18 protein-coding genes are annotated in these 14246 nt (G+C 63.6%); 10 read left to right on the plus strand and 8 right to left on the minus strand.

Annotation, left to right across the window (positions count from 1 at the left end; translation table 11 throughout):
* Positions 1 to 107: 107 nt before the first annotated feature.
* The 3 genes from X744_RS140320 to X744_RS140310 all read right to left on the minus strand — a co-directional run bounded on the left by X744_RS140320 (position 108) and on the right by X744_RS140310 (position 2334).
* Positions 108 to 1442 (minus strand): FAD/NAD(P)-binding protein, encoded by a 1335-nt coding sequence (locus tag X744_RS140320; RefSeq protein WP_023763084.1) that lies wholly within the window; start codon positions 1440 to 1442, stop codon positions 108 to 110.
* 31 nt (positions 1443 to 1473) lie between these two features.
* Positions 1474 to 1947: an Rrf2 family transcriptional regulator gene (locus X744_RS140315; RefSeq protein ID WP_023763085.1), complete on the minus strand. Its 474-nt coding sequence runs from the start codon at positions 1945 to 1947 to the stop codon at positions 1474 to 1476.
* A gap of 147 nt (positions 1948 to 2094) precedes the next feature.
* Entirely contained in the window at positions 2095 to 2334 is a 240-nt protein-coding gene (locus X744_RS140310) for a hypothetical protein (RefSeq protein WP_023763086.1), read from the minus strand.
* A 296-nt stretch (positions 2335 to 2630) separates the two neighbouring features.
* On the opposite strand from X744_RS140310, the gene tauA reads away from it, so the two are divergent.
* The 4 genes from tauA to X744_RS140290 all read left to right on the plus strand — a co-directional run bounded on the left by tauA (position 2631) and on the right by X744_RS140290 (position 5630).
* The gene (gene tauA, locus X744_RS140305) at positions 2631 to 3644 is read left to right on the plus strand and encodes a taurine ABC transporter substrate-binding protein (protein WP_023763087.1); all 1014 of its coding nucleotides are present in this window, start codon (positions 2631 to 2633) and stop codon (positions 3642 to 3644) included.
* Positions 3645 to 3768: 124 nt separating this feature from the next.
* Positions 3769 to 4560 carry a taurine ABC transporter ATP-binding protein gene (locus X744_RS140300; protein ID WP_023763088.1) on the plus strand — a complete coding sequence of 264 codons (792 nt, stop codon included), beginning with the start codon at positions 3769 to 3771 and terminating at the stop codon, positions 4558 to 4560.
* A complete protein-coding gene (locus tag X744_RS140295; RefSeq protein ID WP_023763089.1) occupies positions 4557 to 5417 on the plus strand; it encodes an ABC transporter permease subunit in 861 nt (286 codons plus the stop codon). Before X744_RS140300 ends, X744_RS140295 begins: the two co-directional genes overlap by 4 nt.
* 27 nt (positions 5418 to 5444) lie before the next feature.
* A complete protein-coding gene (locus X744_RS140290) occupies positions 5445 to 5630 on the plus strand; it encodes a hypothetical protein (protein ID WP_023763090.1) in 186 nt (61 codons plus the stop codon).
* A gap of 235 nt (positions 5631 to 5865) precedes the next feature.
* Here the strand turns inward: X744_RS140290 and X744_RS1000000174720 are convergent, their stop codons facing one another.
* The gene (locus X744_RS1000000174720; RefSeq protein WP_023763091.1) at positions 5866 to 6051 is read right to left on the minus strand and encodes a hypothetical protein; all 186 of its coding nucleotides are present in this window, start codon (positions 6049 to 6051) and stop codon (positions 5866 to 5868) included.
* Between the two features lie 310 nt (positions 6052 to 6361).
* Here X744_RS1000000174720 and X744_RS140280 point away from each other — a divergent pair, with 310 nt between their 5' ends.
* The 4 genes from X744_RS140280 to X744_RS140265 all read left to right on the plus strand — a co-directional run bounded on the left by X744_RS140280 (position 6362) and on the right by X744_RS140265 (position 9836).
* Complete coding sequence (locus tag X744_RS140280) at positions 6362 to 6721, plus strand: septal ring lytic transglycosylase RlpA family protein (protein WP_023763092.1); 360 nt, start codon at positions 6362 to 6364, stop codon at positions 6719 to 6721.
* Positions 6722 to 6953: 232 nt separating this feature from the next.
* Positions 6954 to 8345 carry a polyhydroxyalkanoate depolymerase gene (locus X744_RS140275; RefSeq protein WP_023763093.1) on the plus strand — a complete coding sequence of 464 codons (1392 nt, stop codon included), beginning with the start codon at positions 6954 to 6956 and terminating at the stop codon, positions 8343 to 8345.
* Positions 8346 to 8600: 255 nt separating this feature from the next.
* Positions 8601 to 9218, plus strand: a complete 618-nt coding sequence (locus X744_RS140270) for a transglutaminase-like cysteine peptidase (protein ID WP_031261456.1) — start codon at positions 8601 to 8603, stop codon at positions 9216 to 9218.
* A gap of 381 nt (positions 9219 to 9599) precedes the next feature.
* Positions 9600 to 9836: a hypothetical protein gene (locus tag X744_RS140265; RefSeq protein ID WP_023763095.1), complete on the plus strand. Its 237-nt coding sequence runs from the start codon at positions 9600 to 9602 to the stop codon at positions 9834 to 9836.
* A gap of 86 nt (positions 9837 to 9922) precedes the next feature.
* Here X744_RS140265 and X744_RS140260 read toward each other — a convergent pair whose 3' ends face one another.
* The 4 genes from X744_RS140260 to X744_RS140245 are packed head-to-tail and all read right to left on the minus strand — an operon-like array spanning position 9923 to position 12668.
* Entirely contained in the window at positions 9923 to 10291 is a 369-nt protein-coding gene (locus X744_RS140260; RefSeq protein ID WP_023763096.1) for a helix-turn-helix transcriptional regulator, read from the minus strand.
* The gene (locus tag X744_RS140255) at positions 10288 to 10818 is read right to left on the minus strand and encodes a Smr/MutS family protein (protein ID WP_023763097.1); all 531 of its coding nucleotides are present in this window, start codon (positions 10816 to 10818) and stop codon (positions 10288 to 10290) included. Before X744_RS140255 ends, X744_RS140260 begins: the two co-directional genes overlap by 4 nt.
* Positions 10815 to 11939 (minus strand): murein transglycosylase A, encoded by a 1125-nt coding sequence (locus X744_RS140250; protein WP_023763098.1) that lies wholly within the window; start codon positions 11937 to 11939, stop codon positions 10815 to 10817. The genes X744_RS140255 and X744_RS140250 overlap by 4 nt, the downstream gene beginning before the upstream one ends.
* Positions 11940 to 11960: 21 nt before the next feature.
* Complete coding sequence (locus tag X744_RS140245; RefSeq protein ID WP_023763099.1) at positions 11961 to 12668, minus strand: Tim44/TimA family putative adaptor protein; 708 nt, start codon at positions 12666 to 12668, stop codon at positions 11961 to 11963.
* Between the two features lie 211 nt (positions 12669 to 12879).
* Here X744_RS140245 and X744_RS140240 point away from each other — a divergent pair, with 211 nt between their 5' ends.
* Together X744_RS140240 and secB are read left to right on the plus strand one after the other, a co-directional pair.
* Positions 12880 to 13380, plus strand: a complete 501-nt coding sequence (locus X744_RS140240; protein WP_023763100.1) for an FxsA family protein — start codon at positions 12880 to 12882, stop codon at positions 13378 to 13380.
* A gap of 131 nt (positions 13381 to 13511) precedes the next feature.
* Positions 13512 to 14012 (plus strand): protein-export chaperone SecB, encoded by a 501-nt coding sequence (gene secB, locus X744_RS140235; protein ID WP_023763101.1) that lies wholly within the window; start codon positions 13512 to 13514, stop codon positions 14010 to 14012.
* Positions 14013 to 14246 lie beyond the last annotated feature (234 nt).

A 14246-nucleotide genomic window follows, 5' to 3' on the forward strand; every position in this document is an offset into this window, starting at 1 on the left:
CCCTAAAGAATCAACCTTTCCACTCAACGCAAGACTTACTCTTACTCATATGCGATTCCCCTGCCCCTTGAGGGGGAGACAGAGGGGGGCGCCGTGGAGCGTCGATTTCAGCCCAACAGCTGCTTGCTCAACCTCGCACACTGGACGCGGATATCCGGAATGGCGTCGATCTCGAAGAAGGTCCCGCGGGTCAACGGGCCGACGGCGAGGATCTTGTCGGACACGCTGCCGTCGCCGGCGATGATCTCGCAATTGGCCGACACGTCGAGGCCGATGCGCAGCGGGTCAGGCCGTGCCAGGCCGCGATCGACCAGCGAGCGCACGACGCTGTTCGACGAGGTCGAGATGTCCCTGACGATACCTGAGCAATCATAGATGCGGGCGACCTCGAACGCCTCGAGGCGCTGGGTGTGGCGCGACTGGATCTGGACGGTGAATTCGCCATTCTTGGCGATGTCAACGACGCGGCCGGCGACCAGGCGGATGCGGCCGGATTGCACGGCCTGCGTCACCTGCGCATAGACCTCGGGCGCCATGCGATGGCGATGGATGTCCCACCAGGCCTTGGTATGCTCGACAAAGCGGCGCTTGGCGGAAGCCGGCCAGTTCTGCCAGATCTTCTGGTTGAACGGCCGCAGGCCGTCGACGACGTCGCGCCAGTCGATCCCGGCCTTCTGGTTTTCCCTGATCAGGTCGCGGAACCAGCCGACGAAGTAGGACAATTGGGTGCCGAGCGGAATGTCGGCAACGTCGAGCTTGATCGGATTGCCCTTGCGATGCGGCGAGGGCAGCAGGCCGCGCCTGGACACCGCGATGATGTCGCCGCGGTGGCCGCGCTGCTCCAGCGCCAGGAACGCGTCGACCATGCTGAGGCCGGTGCCAAGCACCATGACGCTCCTGTCGGGGGCAAGTGCGGTATCGGCTTCCGAGCCCATCCTGATGGCATGTCCTTGCGCCGGCTCCTCGTCATGGCCGGTGGCCAGCACGGCCAGATGCGCAACGACGCTGGTGCCATTGGCCAGCGCGACCTCGACACCGGAAGCGGTGGGCGTGATCGACAGGCTTTCCTCGTGGATCAGACGCAGGCGGCCGCTCTGCTTTTCGCGCGCCTCCAGATCGTCGAGCAACTCGCCGAGATAACGGGCATAGATGCTGCGCGGCGCGTAGACCGGCGCCTGGTCCGGTCTTGCCAGGCCGCGCTCCAGCAGCCAGCGCCAGAAATTGCCGGGATCGTCGGCATAGGCGCTCATGCCGGCGGCGCTGACATTGAGCACATGCGCCGACAGCAGCGTCGAATAGGCGATGCCCTGGCCGAAATGCGGGCGCTTTTCGATCAGCGTGACGCGCAGGTCGGGATTAGGCGATTTCAGCAGATGCGCGGCCAGCACGACGCCACTGGCGCCGCCGCCGACGATGATGATCGAGTTGGCGCGCCCGGTCATAAGCATGCCCGCAATGTGCGCGGCGCCAGTGTCAGGCCTGGACCTTCACGCCGACCGCCAGGTCCACTTCGCTCGCGACCGGAAGGTCGTCGAGGGCGATGTCGCGCATTTCGGCGAGGCTGCGCTGATCGAGCACCTCGGCGATCGCCTGCCGGACCTCGAGCATCAGATGTCGGACTTGGCATGTCGCCTCGTTGCAATCTTCACAGCGCTGGTACTGGGTGCGGCTGGCGCAAGGAATAGGCGCCAACGGCCCATCAAGGACGCGCACGACATGGCCGACCTTGATCTCGTCGGCGGGGCGCGCCAGGCGGTAGCCGCCATCCTTGCCCTTGCGACTCTGGACGAAGCCGGCATTGCGCAGCTCGCCCAGGATGGCGTCGAGAAACTTCTTCGGGATGTTGTTGCCGGTGGCGATGTCGTTGACGAAGGCGAGCTGTCCGGCCGGCAATCGCGCGAGGTGGACGAGCGCCTTGAGGCCGTACTTACCCTTTTTGGTGAGCATGAAATCAAAATTTCTCTGTCATGCGACGGCATGGAACCGTCGGTTGCGCAACGCCCGGCACGCGTCCCCGCCGCGTCCAGACTGCCATGACACATAAATTCTAGTGACATGATGTACAAGCCGAGAAATGTTGATTTTGCTTCGTTTTCAAGCCGCTGCGGCCGTTTTAGCCTTACTTTGTGCCCTCGAAAGCACAAAAATGCCCTTTGAGAGCAGCGGGATAGCAAATGGTCCTCCAGGGCCGGATGTGGTCGGCATCGGCTGACGCGACGGCGAAAGTCGATTCACACCGCTGACGATCATGGTGACGTGGTGGTCGCTCATCGCCGAATCCAACCCTCTCATGTCGATAAGAATACTATACTTAGCCTCGAACTCGCGGAACATGTTTTCGAATCCGTGGCTGTTTGGGGTATGGATTTGCCTGATGTGGATTGATGGGGGAATTTAGGTTCGTGATCGGCGGCGCAGAATTGAGAGGCTGTCCCGCCGGCATTAAAAAGGTTCGCCCTGTCGCGACGCCTGATGTTTGCCCGCGGCAGCCGCCCTATCCGCTTCGCCACCCCGCACCGACAGCTTTTTTCTAACAAGCCCGCCTTGCTTGGAAGGATTTAACTCTACAGGAACGAGAATTAGCTGACTATCATGGGGCATTCCGGTTTTTCTCTTTTCAGGAGCCCTTCATGTCCACCATTTCGCGACGCATTGTTCTGCTCTCGTCGGCAGCACTTGCCGGAGCCGCCTTCCTCGGCCCGGCCTTTGCCGACGACCTCAAGATCACCATCGGCTACCAGACGGTGGTTGAACCCTCGAAGGTGCCGCAGGCCGACGGCGCCTATGAAAAGGCGACCAAGGCCACCATCGACTGGCGCAAGTTCGATTCCGGCGCCGATGTCATCGCCGCGGTCGCATCCGGCTCAGTCGATATCGGCTATGTCGGCTCGAGCCCGCTGGCGGCGGCGGCAAGCCGCGAGCTGCCTATCCAGACCATCTTCGTCGTCGGCCTGATCGGGCAATCCGAGGCGCTGGTCGCGCGCAACGGCGCCGGCATCGAGAAGGTCGCCGATCTTGCCGGCAAGAAAGTCGCCGTGCCCTTCGTCTCGACGACGCATTACAGCCTGCTCGCGGCGCTGAAGCATGAGGGCGTCGATCCAAAATCGGTCGAGATCCTCAATCTCAGGCCACCGGAAATCGCGGCGGCCTTTTCGCGCGGCGACATCGACGCGGCCTATGTCTGGGATCCGGCACTCGGCCAGATCAAGACCAGCGGCAAGGTGGTGCTGGATTCCTCGCAGGTCGCGGCCTGGGGCGCGCCGACCTTCGACGCCTGGATCGTGCGCACCGACTTTGCCGCAAAGAACCCCGAGGCTGTGCGCGACTTCGTCAAGGTGACGGGTGCGGCCTATGCCGAGTTCCTCGCCAAGCCGGATGCCTGGTCGGTGTCGTCGCCGCAGGCGGCGGCGATCGCCAAGCTCACCGGCGCCAAGCTGGAAGAGGTGCCGCAGCTGCTCAAGGGCTATGTCTTCCCGACGCTGGAAGAGCAGGCTTCAGACAAATTCCTCGGCGGCGGAACGGTCAAGGCGATCGAAGCGGCGTCTGCCTTCCTCAAGGAGCAAGGCAAGATCGACTCCGTGCTGCCGGACTATTCGAAATACGTGTCGTCGAAATACGTCACCGAGGCGCTGGCCTCGAACTGAGGGCCTGACGCCAAACGAACGCGCGCGGATCTTCTTCCCAGACGCCGTGTGCTGACTGCCCCGGAACCGCCGACGAGGAGCGGCTCCGGGGCATTTGAGTTTCCTTTAAATCTGCGAGGCAGCCATGCCGCATCTCGTGCTCGACCCCCATCTCGCCCTGGACAAGGTCTCGATCCACTATGACGGCCAGCCGGCACCTGCCGTCGAGCGGGTTTCGATCGATGTCGCCAAGGGCGACTTCGTCGTGCTGGTCGGCCGCTCCGGCTGCGGCAAGACCTCGCTGCTCAACGTCGCCGCCGGCCTTGTCGCGCCGGCGCGTGGGCGTGCTACCATCAACGGCAAGCCGATCGCCGCGCCTGGCTCGGACCGGGCTGTGGTGTTCCAGAACGATGCGCTGTTTCCGTGGCTGACCGCGCGCGAGAACGTTGCCTTCGCGCTGCGGCTGCGTGGCATCAGGCCAGCCGAACGGGCGCGCCGCGCTGATGAATTGCTTGAGCTGGTGAAGCTCGGCGGTGCCGGCGACAAGCACATCTGGGAGCTTTCCGGCGGCATGCGCCAGCGCGTCGGCCTGGCGCGCGCCTTGGCCGCCGAACCCGAATTCCTGCTGCTCGACGAACCGCTTGGCGCCCTCGATGCGCTGACGCGCGAACGTATGCAGACGACGCTGCTCGATCTGTGGACGGCAAGCGATGTCGGCGTGCTGATGGTGACGCACGGCATCGAGGAAGCGCTGGTGCTCGCCACCCGCATCGTCGTGCTGGCGCCCGGCCCGGGTCGCGTGGTGCGGAGCTTCGAGCCGGGTTTCTCCACGCGCTATGCGGCCGGCGAGGCTATTCGCACCATCAAGGCCGATCCGGCATTCGCCGCAGCGCGCGGCGAGTTGACCGACGCTATCTTCGAAGGAGAAGCGGCATGACCGTTTCCTCCTACACGGAACGGCCGGCACACAAGATCGACGAGGCTGATGGCCTTTCGGTGCCGTGGTCGCGGCCAAGGCCGAAGCGCCATGGCATTTCCGCCCGCGCGGTCAGCGCTGTGACCATCCTGGTGGTGCTGGCGGTGTGGGCGCTGTCGGCCCGCCTGCAACTGGTATCGCCTGTGTTCCTGCCGTCGCCCGTGGCCGTATGGAACAAGTTCATCGTCGTCGCCCGCGACGGCTTCGTCGATGCAACGCTGCTCCAGCATGTCGTCGCCAGCCTGGGTCGGGTCTTTGCCGCGCTGGTCGCCGCCATTGTCGTCGGCGTGCCGGTTGGTCTCGCCATCGGCATCAGTACCATTGGGCGCGGCATCTTCGATCCGCTGCTGGAATTCCTGCGGCCGATCCCGCCGCTTGCCTATCTGCCGCTGGTCATCATCTGGTTCGGCATTGGCGAGCCGTCGAAGATCCTGGTCATCGCCATCGCTATGCTGGCACCTATCGCGCTGTCGACCGCCTCGGGCGTTCGCGGCGTCTCGCAGGAGCGCATCAACGCGGCGCGCTCGCTTGGCGCGACACGAGGACAGGCGGTCCGCCACGTCATCCTGCCCAGCGCGCTGCCCGCGATCCTGACCGGACTGCGCATCGCGCTAGGCGCCGGCTGGTCGACGCTGGTCGCCGCCGAACTGGTCGCGGCGACGCGCGGCCTCGGCTTCATGATCCAGTCTGCCGCCCAGTTCCTCGTCACCGACGTGGTGGTGATGGGCATATTGGTGATCGCGGCCATCGCCTTCGTGCTCGAATTCACCATCCGCAGGATCGAGCGCGTGCTTGTCCCGTGGGCGGGACGGGAGTGACTGGAACCGGAAGAGCAGGAGAGAGTGATGACGCATTCCACCATCGTGCTGTTCGCCCAGGTCCGCAACCGGCTTCTCGCCTTGACCGGGGACAAACCGTCGCTTGAAAATGAACCCAGGTCGCCAGCGCCTGTGCGCTGGGATGCCGAGCCCGACCGGCTGCCGCCGCGCGACGAGAGTTTTTACTGGGCCTGGCAATACTGGTCGCAGTGAGGGGGCGGGGCACCAACGCAAGCGATGGAGATGAGCGGCGACCCTTCGCGCCCCCCTCTGCCCTGCCGGGCATCTCCCCCTCAAGGGGGGAGATTAGCAGCTTCAGCCTCGCTGCCTTCTTTCGATGATGGAGATTGGCGAAAGCAGTGATGACGGCCAATCTCCCCACTAGAGGGGGAGATGTCCGGCAGGACAGAGGGGGGGCGCCACAGATCGCCAGCGCTGGTTCTGCAGCTCACCCCCGCGACCGGTTCGCCCAGACCAGCCCCACCAGTCCGACCAGCACGGTGACGAGGCCGACATAGAGCCATTGCGACTGGCCGGTCATGAAGCTGCCGCCGATCGCGCCGATGCCTTGCAGTGCCCACAGCGCGCCGATGGCAAGCACAATCAACGACAGCAGATTTTTGGCTAGTCTCATTGCCGGATCTCCCTTTTGAAGTCGATCGAGTACGCCGCTACGGCCGCGATGGACGAGCCAAAGGAAGTGGCCCGATCGCGTCAACTTCTACTTGGATATTTATGCTCGATCTTGTCAAACAAATCCCGGATACCGGCACGAAGATCATCAGGAATTGATCATCTCGCGCCGGAAAATCCCTGACAGACTGTTACCCAGCGACTCCAAACGTGTGATCTCGCCACGGAACCGACAGATGATTGCCGCATTTCCTGCCTTATTTGGCTCCTAACGGCTGGGGTCTGCAAGAAAACGGAGCCATCCCCCAAATATGAAGAACTCGAAACAGACCGCGCTTGTCGCGGTAACGGTCGTTGCTGGCCTGATGGTCGGCGCGTCTTCGGCAACCGCCGCGGCACAGTGCGGACGCGCCTCCTGGTACGCCCTGCACTCGAAGACCGCCTCGGGAGAGCGGATGAACCCGTCGGCAATGACCGCCGCGCACCGCACTTTGCCCTTCGGCACCAAGCTCAGGGTCACCAACAAGAACAACGGCCGCAGCGTCATCGTGCGCATCAACGATCGCGGACCGTTCATCAGAGGTCGCGTGCTCGACCTGTCGAAGGGTGCGGCCGGCGAACTTGGCTTCATCGGCTCCGGTCATACCGCCGTGTGCATGGCGCGCGTCTGATCAGGCTCGGGTCCGGCTCGGATCGGACCCGCTGATACCGGCGTCTTCGCAGCCGCACACTGAGCCGGCTCGCGCCGTTCAGGGCCGATTTTCAAAGCCTTGAACCAAAGAAGCATTCATCACGCCACGTGACGTATTGCATCGCAGCAATTAGTTGTTAACTTCGCCACGGGACATTTAAGGCTCGGCGCTGCTCGTCGTTCCTTCGGTCGCAGCAGCAGCGGGGTTCTCGATGTTCTACCAGCTCTATGAAATGAACCACGCCGCCATGCAGCCGGCGCGCCTCTATGCCGATGCGGTGCGCCTGCTCTACACCAATCCGCTCAATCCGTTTTCCCACACGTCCTGGGGCCGTTCGGTCGCGGCGACCGCCGAATTGTTCGAGCGCACCACGCGTCGCTACGGCAAGCCGCAATTCGGCCTAGCCAAGACGGTGGTCGACTGGACGAGCGTCGCGGTCACCGAAAAGACAGTCTGGTCGAAGCCGTTCTGCAATCTCATCCGGTTCGAGCGCGCCGTTCCTGCCGGGCGCAAGGCCGACCCGAAGCTTTTGATCGTGGCGCCGATGTCGGGCCACTATGCCACGCTGCTGCGNAAGCCGTTCTGCAATCTCGTCCGGTTCGAGCGCGCCGTTCCTGCCGGGCGCAAGGCCGACCCGAAGCTTTTGATCGTGGCGCCGATGTCGGGCCACTATGCGACACTGCTGCGCGGCACGGTGGAAGCCATGTTGCCCCATGCCGACGTGCACATCACCGACTGGGTCGATGCCCGCATGGTGCCGCTGGCCGACGGCAGCTTCGATCTCGACGATTATATCGACTACATCATCGACATGCTGCATGCGCTGGGCCCCGACACGCATGTGATGGCGGTTTGCCAGCCCTCAGTGCCGGTGCTGGCCGCCGTGGCGCTGATGGAAACCAAGGGCGATCCCTTCGTGCCGTCGACGATGACCCTGATGGGCGGGCCGATCGACACCCGCCGCAATCCGACGGCGGTCAATCTGCTGGCGCAGGAAAAGGGCATCGACTGGTTCCGCGACAACGTCATAATGACCGCGCCTTGGCCGGTGCCGGCCTTCGGCCGCGAGGTCTATCCGGGCTTCCTGCAGCTGTCCGGCTTCATGAGCATGAACCTCGACCGCCACATCATCGCCCACAAGGACTTCTTCATGCACCTGGTGAAGCATGACGGCGACAATGCCGAGAAGCACCGCGACTTCTACGACGAATATCTGGCAGTCATGGACCTGACGGCGGAGTTCTACCTGCAGACCGTCGACACCGTCTTCGTGCGACAGGCCTTGCCCAAGGGCGAGATGACGCATCGCGGCACCAGGATCGACCCGTCTGATATCCGCAATGTCGCGCTGTTCACTGTCGAGGGCGAGAACGATGATATTTCCGGCCTTGGCCAGACCAAGGCGGCGCATGATTTGTGCCCCAACATCCCCGCTGAACGGCATGCCCACTATATGCAGCCGGCGGTCGGCCATTACGGCGTGTTCAACGGCTCGCGCTTCCGCTCCGAAATCGTGCCGCGCATCGTCGATTTCATCACCAGCTATGGCCGCCAGAACCGCGTTGCGGTGAAGCCGAAGCTGGTTCGTACCGCCAAAAGCTAATCCATGTCGCGCAAAGGCATGCCCATGGGCGTGACCCGAGGTCGCAGTGGTTTTGGGCCAAAACATACATAAAACAAGGCCTGGAGGCGACCATTCGGGCGATTCGGCCGGCAAAAACCGCAGGCGATTCTGTTGCACAAGTGCCGCCGTCCAGCCCCTCGGGTAACCATGCCGACAATCCGACCGTCGTCGTAATTGACATGGACTGTAAATCCCCCTTAACCTTTCGTTAATAACAAAGGGTGAGCGGGGACAATGATTTCCTCATCAGTGGCGCGAAGGCTGCGCGTGTACGCGGCGGCCGGTCTGGCAGTAACGGGATGCTGGATGGCACCGGCTTTGGCGGCCGGAGCGATGGCGACCGGGGGCCTCACCTCGCAGCCGATCGGCCACTATGATTTCTGCAAGCTGCATCCGAGCGAATGCTCGATCCACCCAACCGATCTCGCGCCGGCCCCGATGACCGACGGGCTGATGCGCAAGCTTCTCAACGTCACCGCCAGGGTCAACGCCGCCGTCAAGCCGATGAGCGACATGGACATTTACGGCAAGGACGAGGTCTGGGCCTATCCTGACAAGGGCGTCGGCGATTGCGAAGACTACGTGCTGGAGAAGCGGCGCCAGCTTTCGCGCATGAGCATCTCGCTTGCCGATCTGCTGATCACCGTCGTGCGCAAGCCCGACGGCGAGGGCCACGCGGTGCTGACGGTGCGCACCGACATGGGCGACTACGTGCTCGACAATCTGACCGACAAGGTCAAGCCATGGGACGCGACCGGTTACCGCTTCCTCAAACGGCAGGCGATCGACAACACCGGCCGCTGGGTCTCGATCCGCGGTGGCCAGCAGGTGCTTGTCGGCGCGGTCCAGTAGCCGACAGTCGTGACGCAGCCTCCCCGCTTCGTCATCCTAGGGCGAAGCAAGGAGCGAAGCGAAGCGGCGCAGACCCTAGGATACATGCCGTGAGGCCGATGAAGAACAAGCCGCGTAGAATAAAGGCTCTGTTCCGTAGCGATCCTTCCCAACCACCTGTATGAGCAAGGTTCCGCACTGCCGCGGCGCTCGTAACTCGCGGCATGTCCCTTGGGCTGCGGAGCAGCTCCAGGGGTCTGCGCGTCCGCTTCGCTCCCGCTCCGCCCGTGGATGACGAACACGGGGGAGACCGCCGAGCAAATTTTCACATCCCTCCGTGAACCATTCCGTCCCGGCCGACGACACACAGCCGTGAACCGAACCCAACCATGGAGACTTCAAATGACTGCCTTTCTGCGCAACACCTTTCTCGCCGCCATCGCCGTGTCGGGCCTGGCCGGATCCGCTTTGGCCGATCAGACCATTCCAGGCTGCGCCAACAGCAAACTCAATAACCTGTGGAGCGGCCGCTGTTGCGGCATCGGCACATCGGACTGCCTAGGCGGCGAAAAAGGTAACCACGAGCATCACGACAAAGGTGGCCGGGGAAACAATGGCGGCACGGCCGGCAAGAAATGATCTCAGACAGTTGCCCGCTGGCGGTTCGCCGGCGGGCACTCTTTGCGATCAGGCCGACGCCCGTCGCAAGATCCGGCTGAAACAGGTCACACCCGCCGACCCAGCGCCGTGCGGATCGATGCGGTGATGCGGCGAAGCTCCGCTTCGTCGAGCTTCTCGATGTTCTCGGCCAGCAGATTGGCCAGTTCGGTGGCGGCGGGGGAAAGACCGGCCGTATCGAGCTTCACGCGCGGATGCGAGGCTTCGGCCAGCCGCGCCAGTTCCTCGGCGTCGTCCCAGATGACGTTGAAATAGCCGATGATCTTCTGGATCAGCGTCCAGGTCGGCGCCCCGCGCCTGCCATGCTCGAGCGCCGACAGATAGGCGGCACTGACGCCGATCGCCGCCGCCATGTCCTTCTGGCTGACGCCGCGTTCGCTTCTCAGCGCCCGTAGCTTCTCGCCGAACGGGGTCATGAACGCGCCCTCCGCAGTCGGATATAAAGCGCGCCCGAACCGCCATGGTTGCGGGCGGCGTGGTCGTGGCTGGAGACCAGCGGGCGGAAAGCAGGCGTCGACAGCCAGGCCGGCACGGCGCGCCGCAACACGCCGTCGCCGCCGGAGGATGATCCCTTGCCGGTGATCACCAGGACATAGCGGATGCCGCCGGCATGCGCCCGGTGCAGGAACGAAAACAGCAGCGAATAGGCCTCGTCCTGGGTCAGGCCGTGCAGATCGACGCGGCCCTCGATCGGCAGCCGGCCCTTCGACAGCTTGTCCAGCGTCGGCTCGTCGAGCGCATGCGCGACATGCTGGGTCTTCGGCTTTGCCGCGCCGGGCGGATTGGCAGCGGCCGGCGCCGCTTGCGCCAGTGTCGGCCTGGCCTCAGTGGCAATGTCGGGAATGTCTACGGCGATCCTGCCCTTCAGCGGCTTGGCCGTCCGCGCCACCAGGTTCCACAGAACGCGGTCGTCTTCGCTGAGTTTGTCCGGCCGGCGGATCATCGATTCGACCCCGAAACAAGCGCGCGCGGCACCAGCGCGTAAAAATCCGCCGCATTGCGCACCACGCCCGCGATCTCGCCGGCCGCATCGCCCGAACCGGCGAACAGGTCACCGCGCGCGGGCCCGGTGATTGCCGAACCGGTGTCCTGCGCGATCATCAGGCGCCGGAACGGTCTTGCGTCGAACGCCGTGAGCGACGGTGCGTCGATGTAGAACGGCGTGCCGAAAGTGTGCAGCAGGCGGTCGACGGCAATCGATCGTCCCGGCGTCAGCGGCACCTTGGCAGCGGCAATCGGACCAAGGGCAGCGTCATCGACATCGGCCTCGCGGAAGAAGATGTAGGAGCGGTTCCGCCACAGGATCTCGTCGACGCGACCCGGATGCGCCCTGAACCAGGCGCGGATCGACTGCATCGTCACCTCCGCCGGCGGGATTTCTCCCAGTTCGCTCAATAGCTTGCCGGGTCCGGTGAAGCGCTGGCCGGATTTGGCGGCATAGGTGACGCGGACAAGCCGGCCGTCGGTCATGTTCAGTCGGGCCGCGCCCTGCACGTGAATGAAGAAGGCGTCGACCTTGCCGGCCAGCCAGGCGATTTCCAGGCCCCTGCCGTCAAGCGCCCCGCGCTCGATCTCGCCGCGATCAGGATATTCGACCAATCCGTCCCCGGTCTGGCGGGCGAAAGCGAGGTAAGAGTCCAGTCCGGGCGGCCGGTTGCCGTCGTCGATGTCGACGAGATCGGCCGGACGGCTGAGCAATGGCACCGAAAACCGCTCCGTTCGCACCGGCGACGCTTCGACCACAGGCTCGTAAAAGCCGGTGACAAGGCCGGCGCCGCCGTTCTCGGCGGGGATATGCACGGGCGAGAAATGGCGCTCGAAGAAAGCCCGGGCTTCCTTTCGATCGAGAAATACTGACCGATTCGCCGGCGAAATGATGCGAGCCTCGGCGTAGGCTTCGGTGAAGGCACCAAAATCAATGCCGAGCGCACCGCTGCGATACGGCTTGGTCAGGACGCGAAAGGCCGAGCGGCGAAAGGGGGCGAAGGCCGCCAGATGGTCGTCATCGTTCCAGCCAGGGAGGTCGGCAAAAGATTTTCCGACAAAGAGGGGCGATAGCGACACCGGAGCCTCGCCGCGTGTTCCCTAGTCTTCTTCCTCGGTGGCGACGAGCTTCCAGTTGGGATCGCGCGAGCGGGTGTCGCGGGCGAAGGTCCAGACGTCCTTGACCTCGGCCACAGTTTCCGGGTCGCCGTCGATGACGGCGCCCGCCTTGTCGCGAGTCGCCGAAATCAATTCGCTGATGATGCGCAGCGTGACATGCGCCTCGCCGCCCTTCATCTCGGCCGAGACGATGTCGGCCTTATCGATCCCGACGAAAGACGACTGGATCTTTTCCGCCTTGGCCTCGCGCTCGCCGATGGCAGAGACAAAGCCGTCAAAGACCTCGCGCGACAACAGGTTCTTCAGCGTTTTGCGGTCGCCGTCGGCATAGGCCATGACGATCATCTCATAGGCCATCTTGGCACCGTCGACGAAACTCTTCGGCTCGAAGGACGGATCATTGTCCTTGATGGAGCGCAGACCCTTGTTCAAGTCGGTGTCGGGCTTGGCAAAGGCGTCGATCGCCGCATAGGTATCGCCCGCGGGCTCGCCCGGCAGACGCTTGCGCGGCAGCGAGACGACGTTCTCGGATTTCTGGGCGGCATCCTTGTCGCCGCTGCGGGCCGCCGTATAGGGATCGAAGGGCGGCCGTTCGCTGCCGGTGCGACGGCCCAGCACATTGCGCAGCTGGAAAAAGATGACCACCGCCGCAATCAGGAAGAAAATCGTGCCGAAGTCGAAGAAACCCATATCTTCCGCCAATCAATCCCTGCCCTGTGGCCGGACCGTCAGGCCCAATGGCCGCGGTCGCATAGCGTTCAACATTCAAAGCATATAGAACGCAAGGCGCAATCATTCAAATCAAAGGCAGGCATACCTATCTAACGGCCTCAGTGCCAGCGGCGATTGCTCGCCGCCGAAACAATCGAACGGTCAAAACGATCTAAAAGGTTGCCAAGACTTGCGCATTTCATTCCTTCCGCTTTTTGTCCTGGCGCTTCCGCTGCTGGAAATCGCCGGCTTCGTCGTCGTCGGTCGCCAGGTCGGCGCCTTGGCGACGGTCGGCCTGGTGCTGGCGTCGAGCATTGCCGGCGCGCTGCTGCTCAGGCATCAGGGTTTCGGCGTCATGACGCGTATCCGCGCCGAAATGGACGCCGGCCGCGATCCGAGCCGGCAACTCGCGCATGGCGCCATGATCGTGCTGGCGGCGATCCTGTTGATCATCCCCGGCTTCATCACGGACATTATCGGCCTGCTGCTGTTCCTGCCGCCGGTCCGCGATCTCGCCTGGCGCGCGTTGAAAGGCCGCGTCGTGCTGGCCACCAGTTTCTCGACCGGCGGTTTCCGCGGCCGGCAGCGCGACAAGACCATCGACCTCGAGGATGGCGATTATTCGCGCGAAGACGACTTCAAGCGCGGACCGGACCACAACTCGCCCTGGCGCCGCCTCAAGGACGATTGAAGCCGCCCCTGGCGTCATCCCCGGAACGGAGAAGCAAGGCGGCAAACCTTGTCTTGTCATCCCTGCCATGGTAGCGAACGCCCGATTTCAATTCGGTCAGCGACGCTGCCCAGGCAAGAGGACGAAGGCTTATGGCCAGCAAAGATGACGCGCCGGTCGGCGCAGCCAACGGAAACGGCAATGCGGCGCAGCCGTCGCTCAACGTTCTGGCGCAGTATGTGAAGGACCTTTCCTTCGAGAGCCCCGGCGCGCCGAATTCGCTGCGCGGCCGCGACAAGGCGCCCGGCATCGCCATCAACGTCAACGTCAACGCCAACCCGCTCTCCGACAAGCAGTTCGACGTCAATTTGACGCTGAACGCCAAGGCCTCCTTCGACCAGGAAGTCCTGTTCAATGTCGAGCTGGTCTATGGCGGCGTGTTCGCCATCGCAGGCTTCCCTCAGGAACACATGCTGCCGATCCTGTTCATCGAATGCCCGCGCCTCCTGTTCCCCTTCGCTCGCCAGATCATCGCCGAGGCAACCCGCAATGGCGGCTTCCCGCCGCTGATGCTCGACCCGATCGACTTCGCGCAGATGTTCCAGCAGAAGCTGGCCGAGGATCAGGCCGCTTCCAAGGTCAAGGTGAGCTGAGGCCTGCCTGCCACCGATTGTGAAAAGCCCGGCCTCGCGCCGGGTTTTTTGTTGAAGGCTGGCGGGACAACCGAGGCGTCGGAGGGACAGCACCCCCCTCTGTCCTGCCGGACATCTCCCCCGCAAGGGGCAGGGCTATCGCATATGAGTAAAGAGCTTGAAGAGGAAGTCTCTGTTCCATCTGGCTCTTCGCATCTTGCTGGCGATGGGTTTGTCGAGAGGATGGGCTTGCAA

Source organism: Mesorhizobium sp. LNHC252B00 (genome assembly GCF_000502955.1).
Classification (GTDB): domain Bacteria; phylum Pseudomonadota; class Alphaproteobacteria; order Rhizobiales; family Rhizobiaceae; genus Mesorhizobium.

Coding starts and splice junctions, on each gene's coding strand:
- X744_RS140260 (WP_023763096.1), bottom strand. CDS start 10,291: ATGACCCCGTTCGGCGAGAAGCTACGGGCGCTGAGAAGCGAACGCGGC.
- X744_RS140320 (WP_023763084.1), bottom strand. CDS start 1,442: ATGACCGGGCGCGCCAACTCGATCATCATCGTCGGCGGCGGCGCCAGT.
- X744_RS140265 (WP_023763095.1), top strand. CDS start 9,600: ATGACTGCCTTTCTGCGCAACACCTTTCTCGCCGCCATCGCCGTGTCG.
- X744_RS140315 (WP_023763085.1), bottom strand. CDS start 1,947: ATGCTCACCAAAAAGGGTAAGTACGGCCTCAAGGCGCTCGTCCACCTC.
- X744_RS140310 (WP_023763086.1), bottom strand. CDS start 2,334: ATGTTCCGCGAGTTCGAGGCTAAGTATAGTATTCTTATCGACATGAGA.
- secB (WP_023763101.1), top strand. CDS start 13,512: ATGGCCAGCAAAGATGACGCGCCGGTCGGCGCAGCCAACGGAAACGGC.
- X744_RS140295 (WP_023763089.1), top strand. CDS start 4,557: ATGACCGTTTCCTCCTACACGGAACGGCCGGCACACAAGATCGACGAG.
- X744_RS140280 (WP_023763092.1), top strand. CDS start 6,362: ATGAAGAACTCGAAACAGACCGCGCTTGTCGCGGTAACGGTCGTTGCT.
- X744_RS140270 (WP_031261456.1), top strand. CDS start 8,601: ATGATTTCCTCATCAGTGGCGCGAAGGCTGCGCGTGTACGCGGCGGCC.
- X744_RS140290 (WP_023763090.1), top strand. CDS start 5,445: ATGACGCATTCCACCATCGTGCTGTTCGCCCAGGTCCGCAACCGGCTT.
- X744_RS140245 (WP_023763099.1), bottom strand. CDS start 12,668: ATGGGTTTCTTCGACTTCGGCACGATTTTCTTCCTGATTGCGGCGGTG.
- X744_RS1000000174720 (WP_023763091.1), bottom strand. CDS start 6,051: ATGAGACTAGCCAAAAATCTGCTGTCGTTGATTGTGCTTGCCATCGGC.
- tauA (WP_023763087.1), top strand. CDS start 2,631: ATGTCCACCATTTCGCGACGCATTGTTCTGCTCTCGTCGGCAGCACTT.
- X744_RS140300 (WP_023763088.1), top strand. CDS start 3,769: ATGCCGCATCTCGTGCTCGACCCCCATCTCGCCCTGGACAAGGTCTCG.
- X744_RS140255 (WP_023763097.1), bottom strand. CDS start 10,818: ATGATCCGCCGGCCGGACAAACTCAGCGAAGACGACCGCGTTCTGTGG.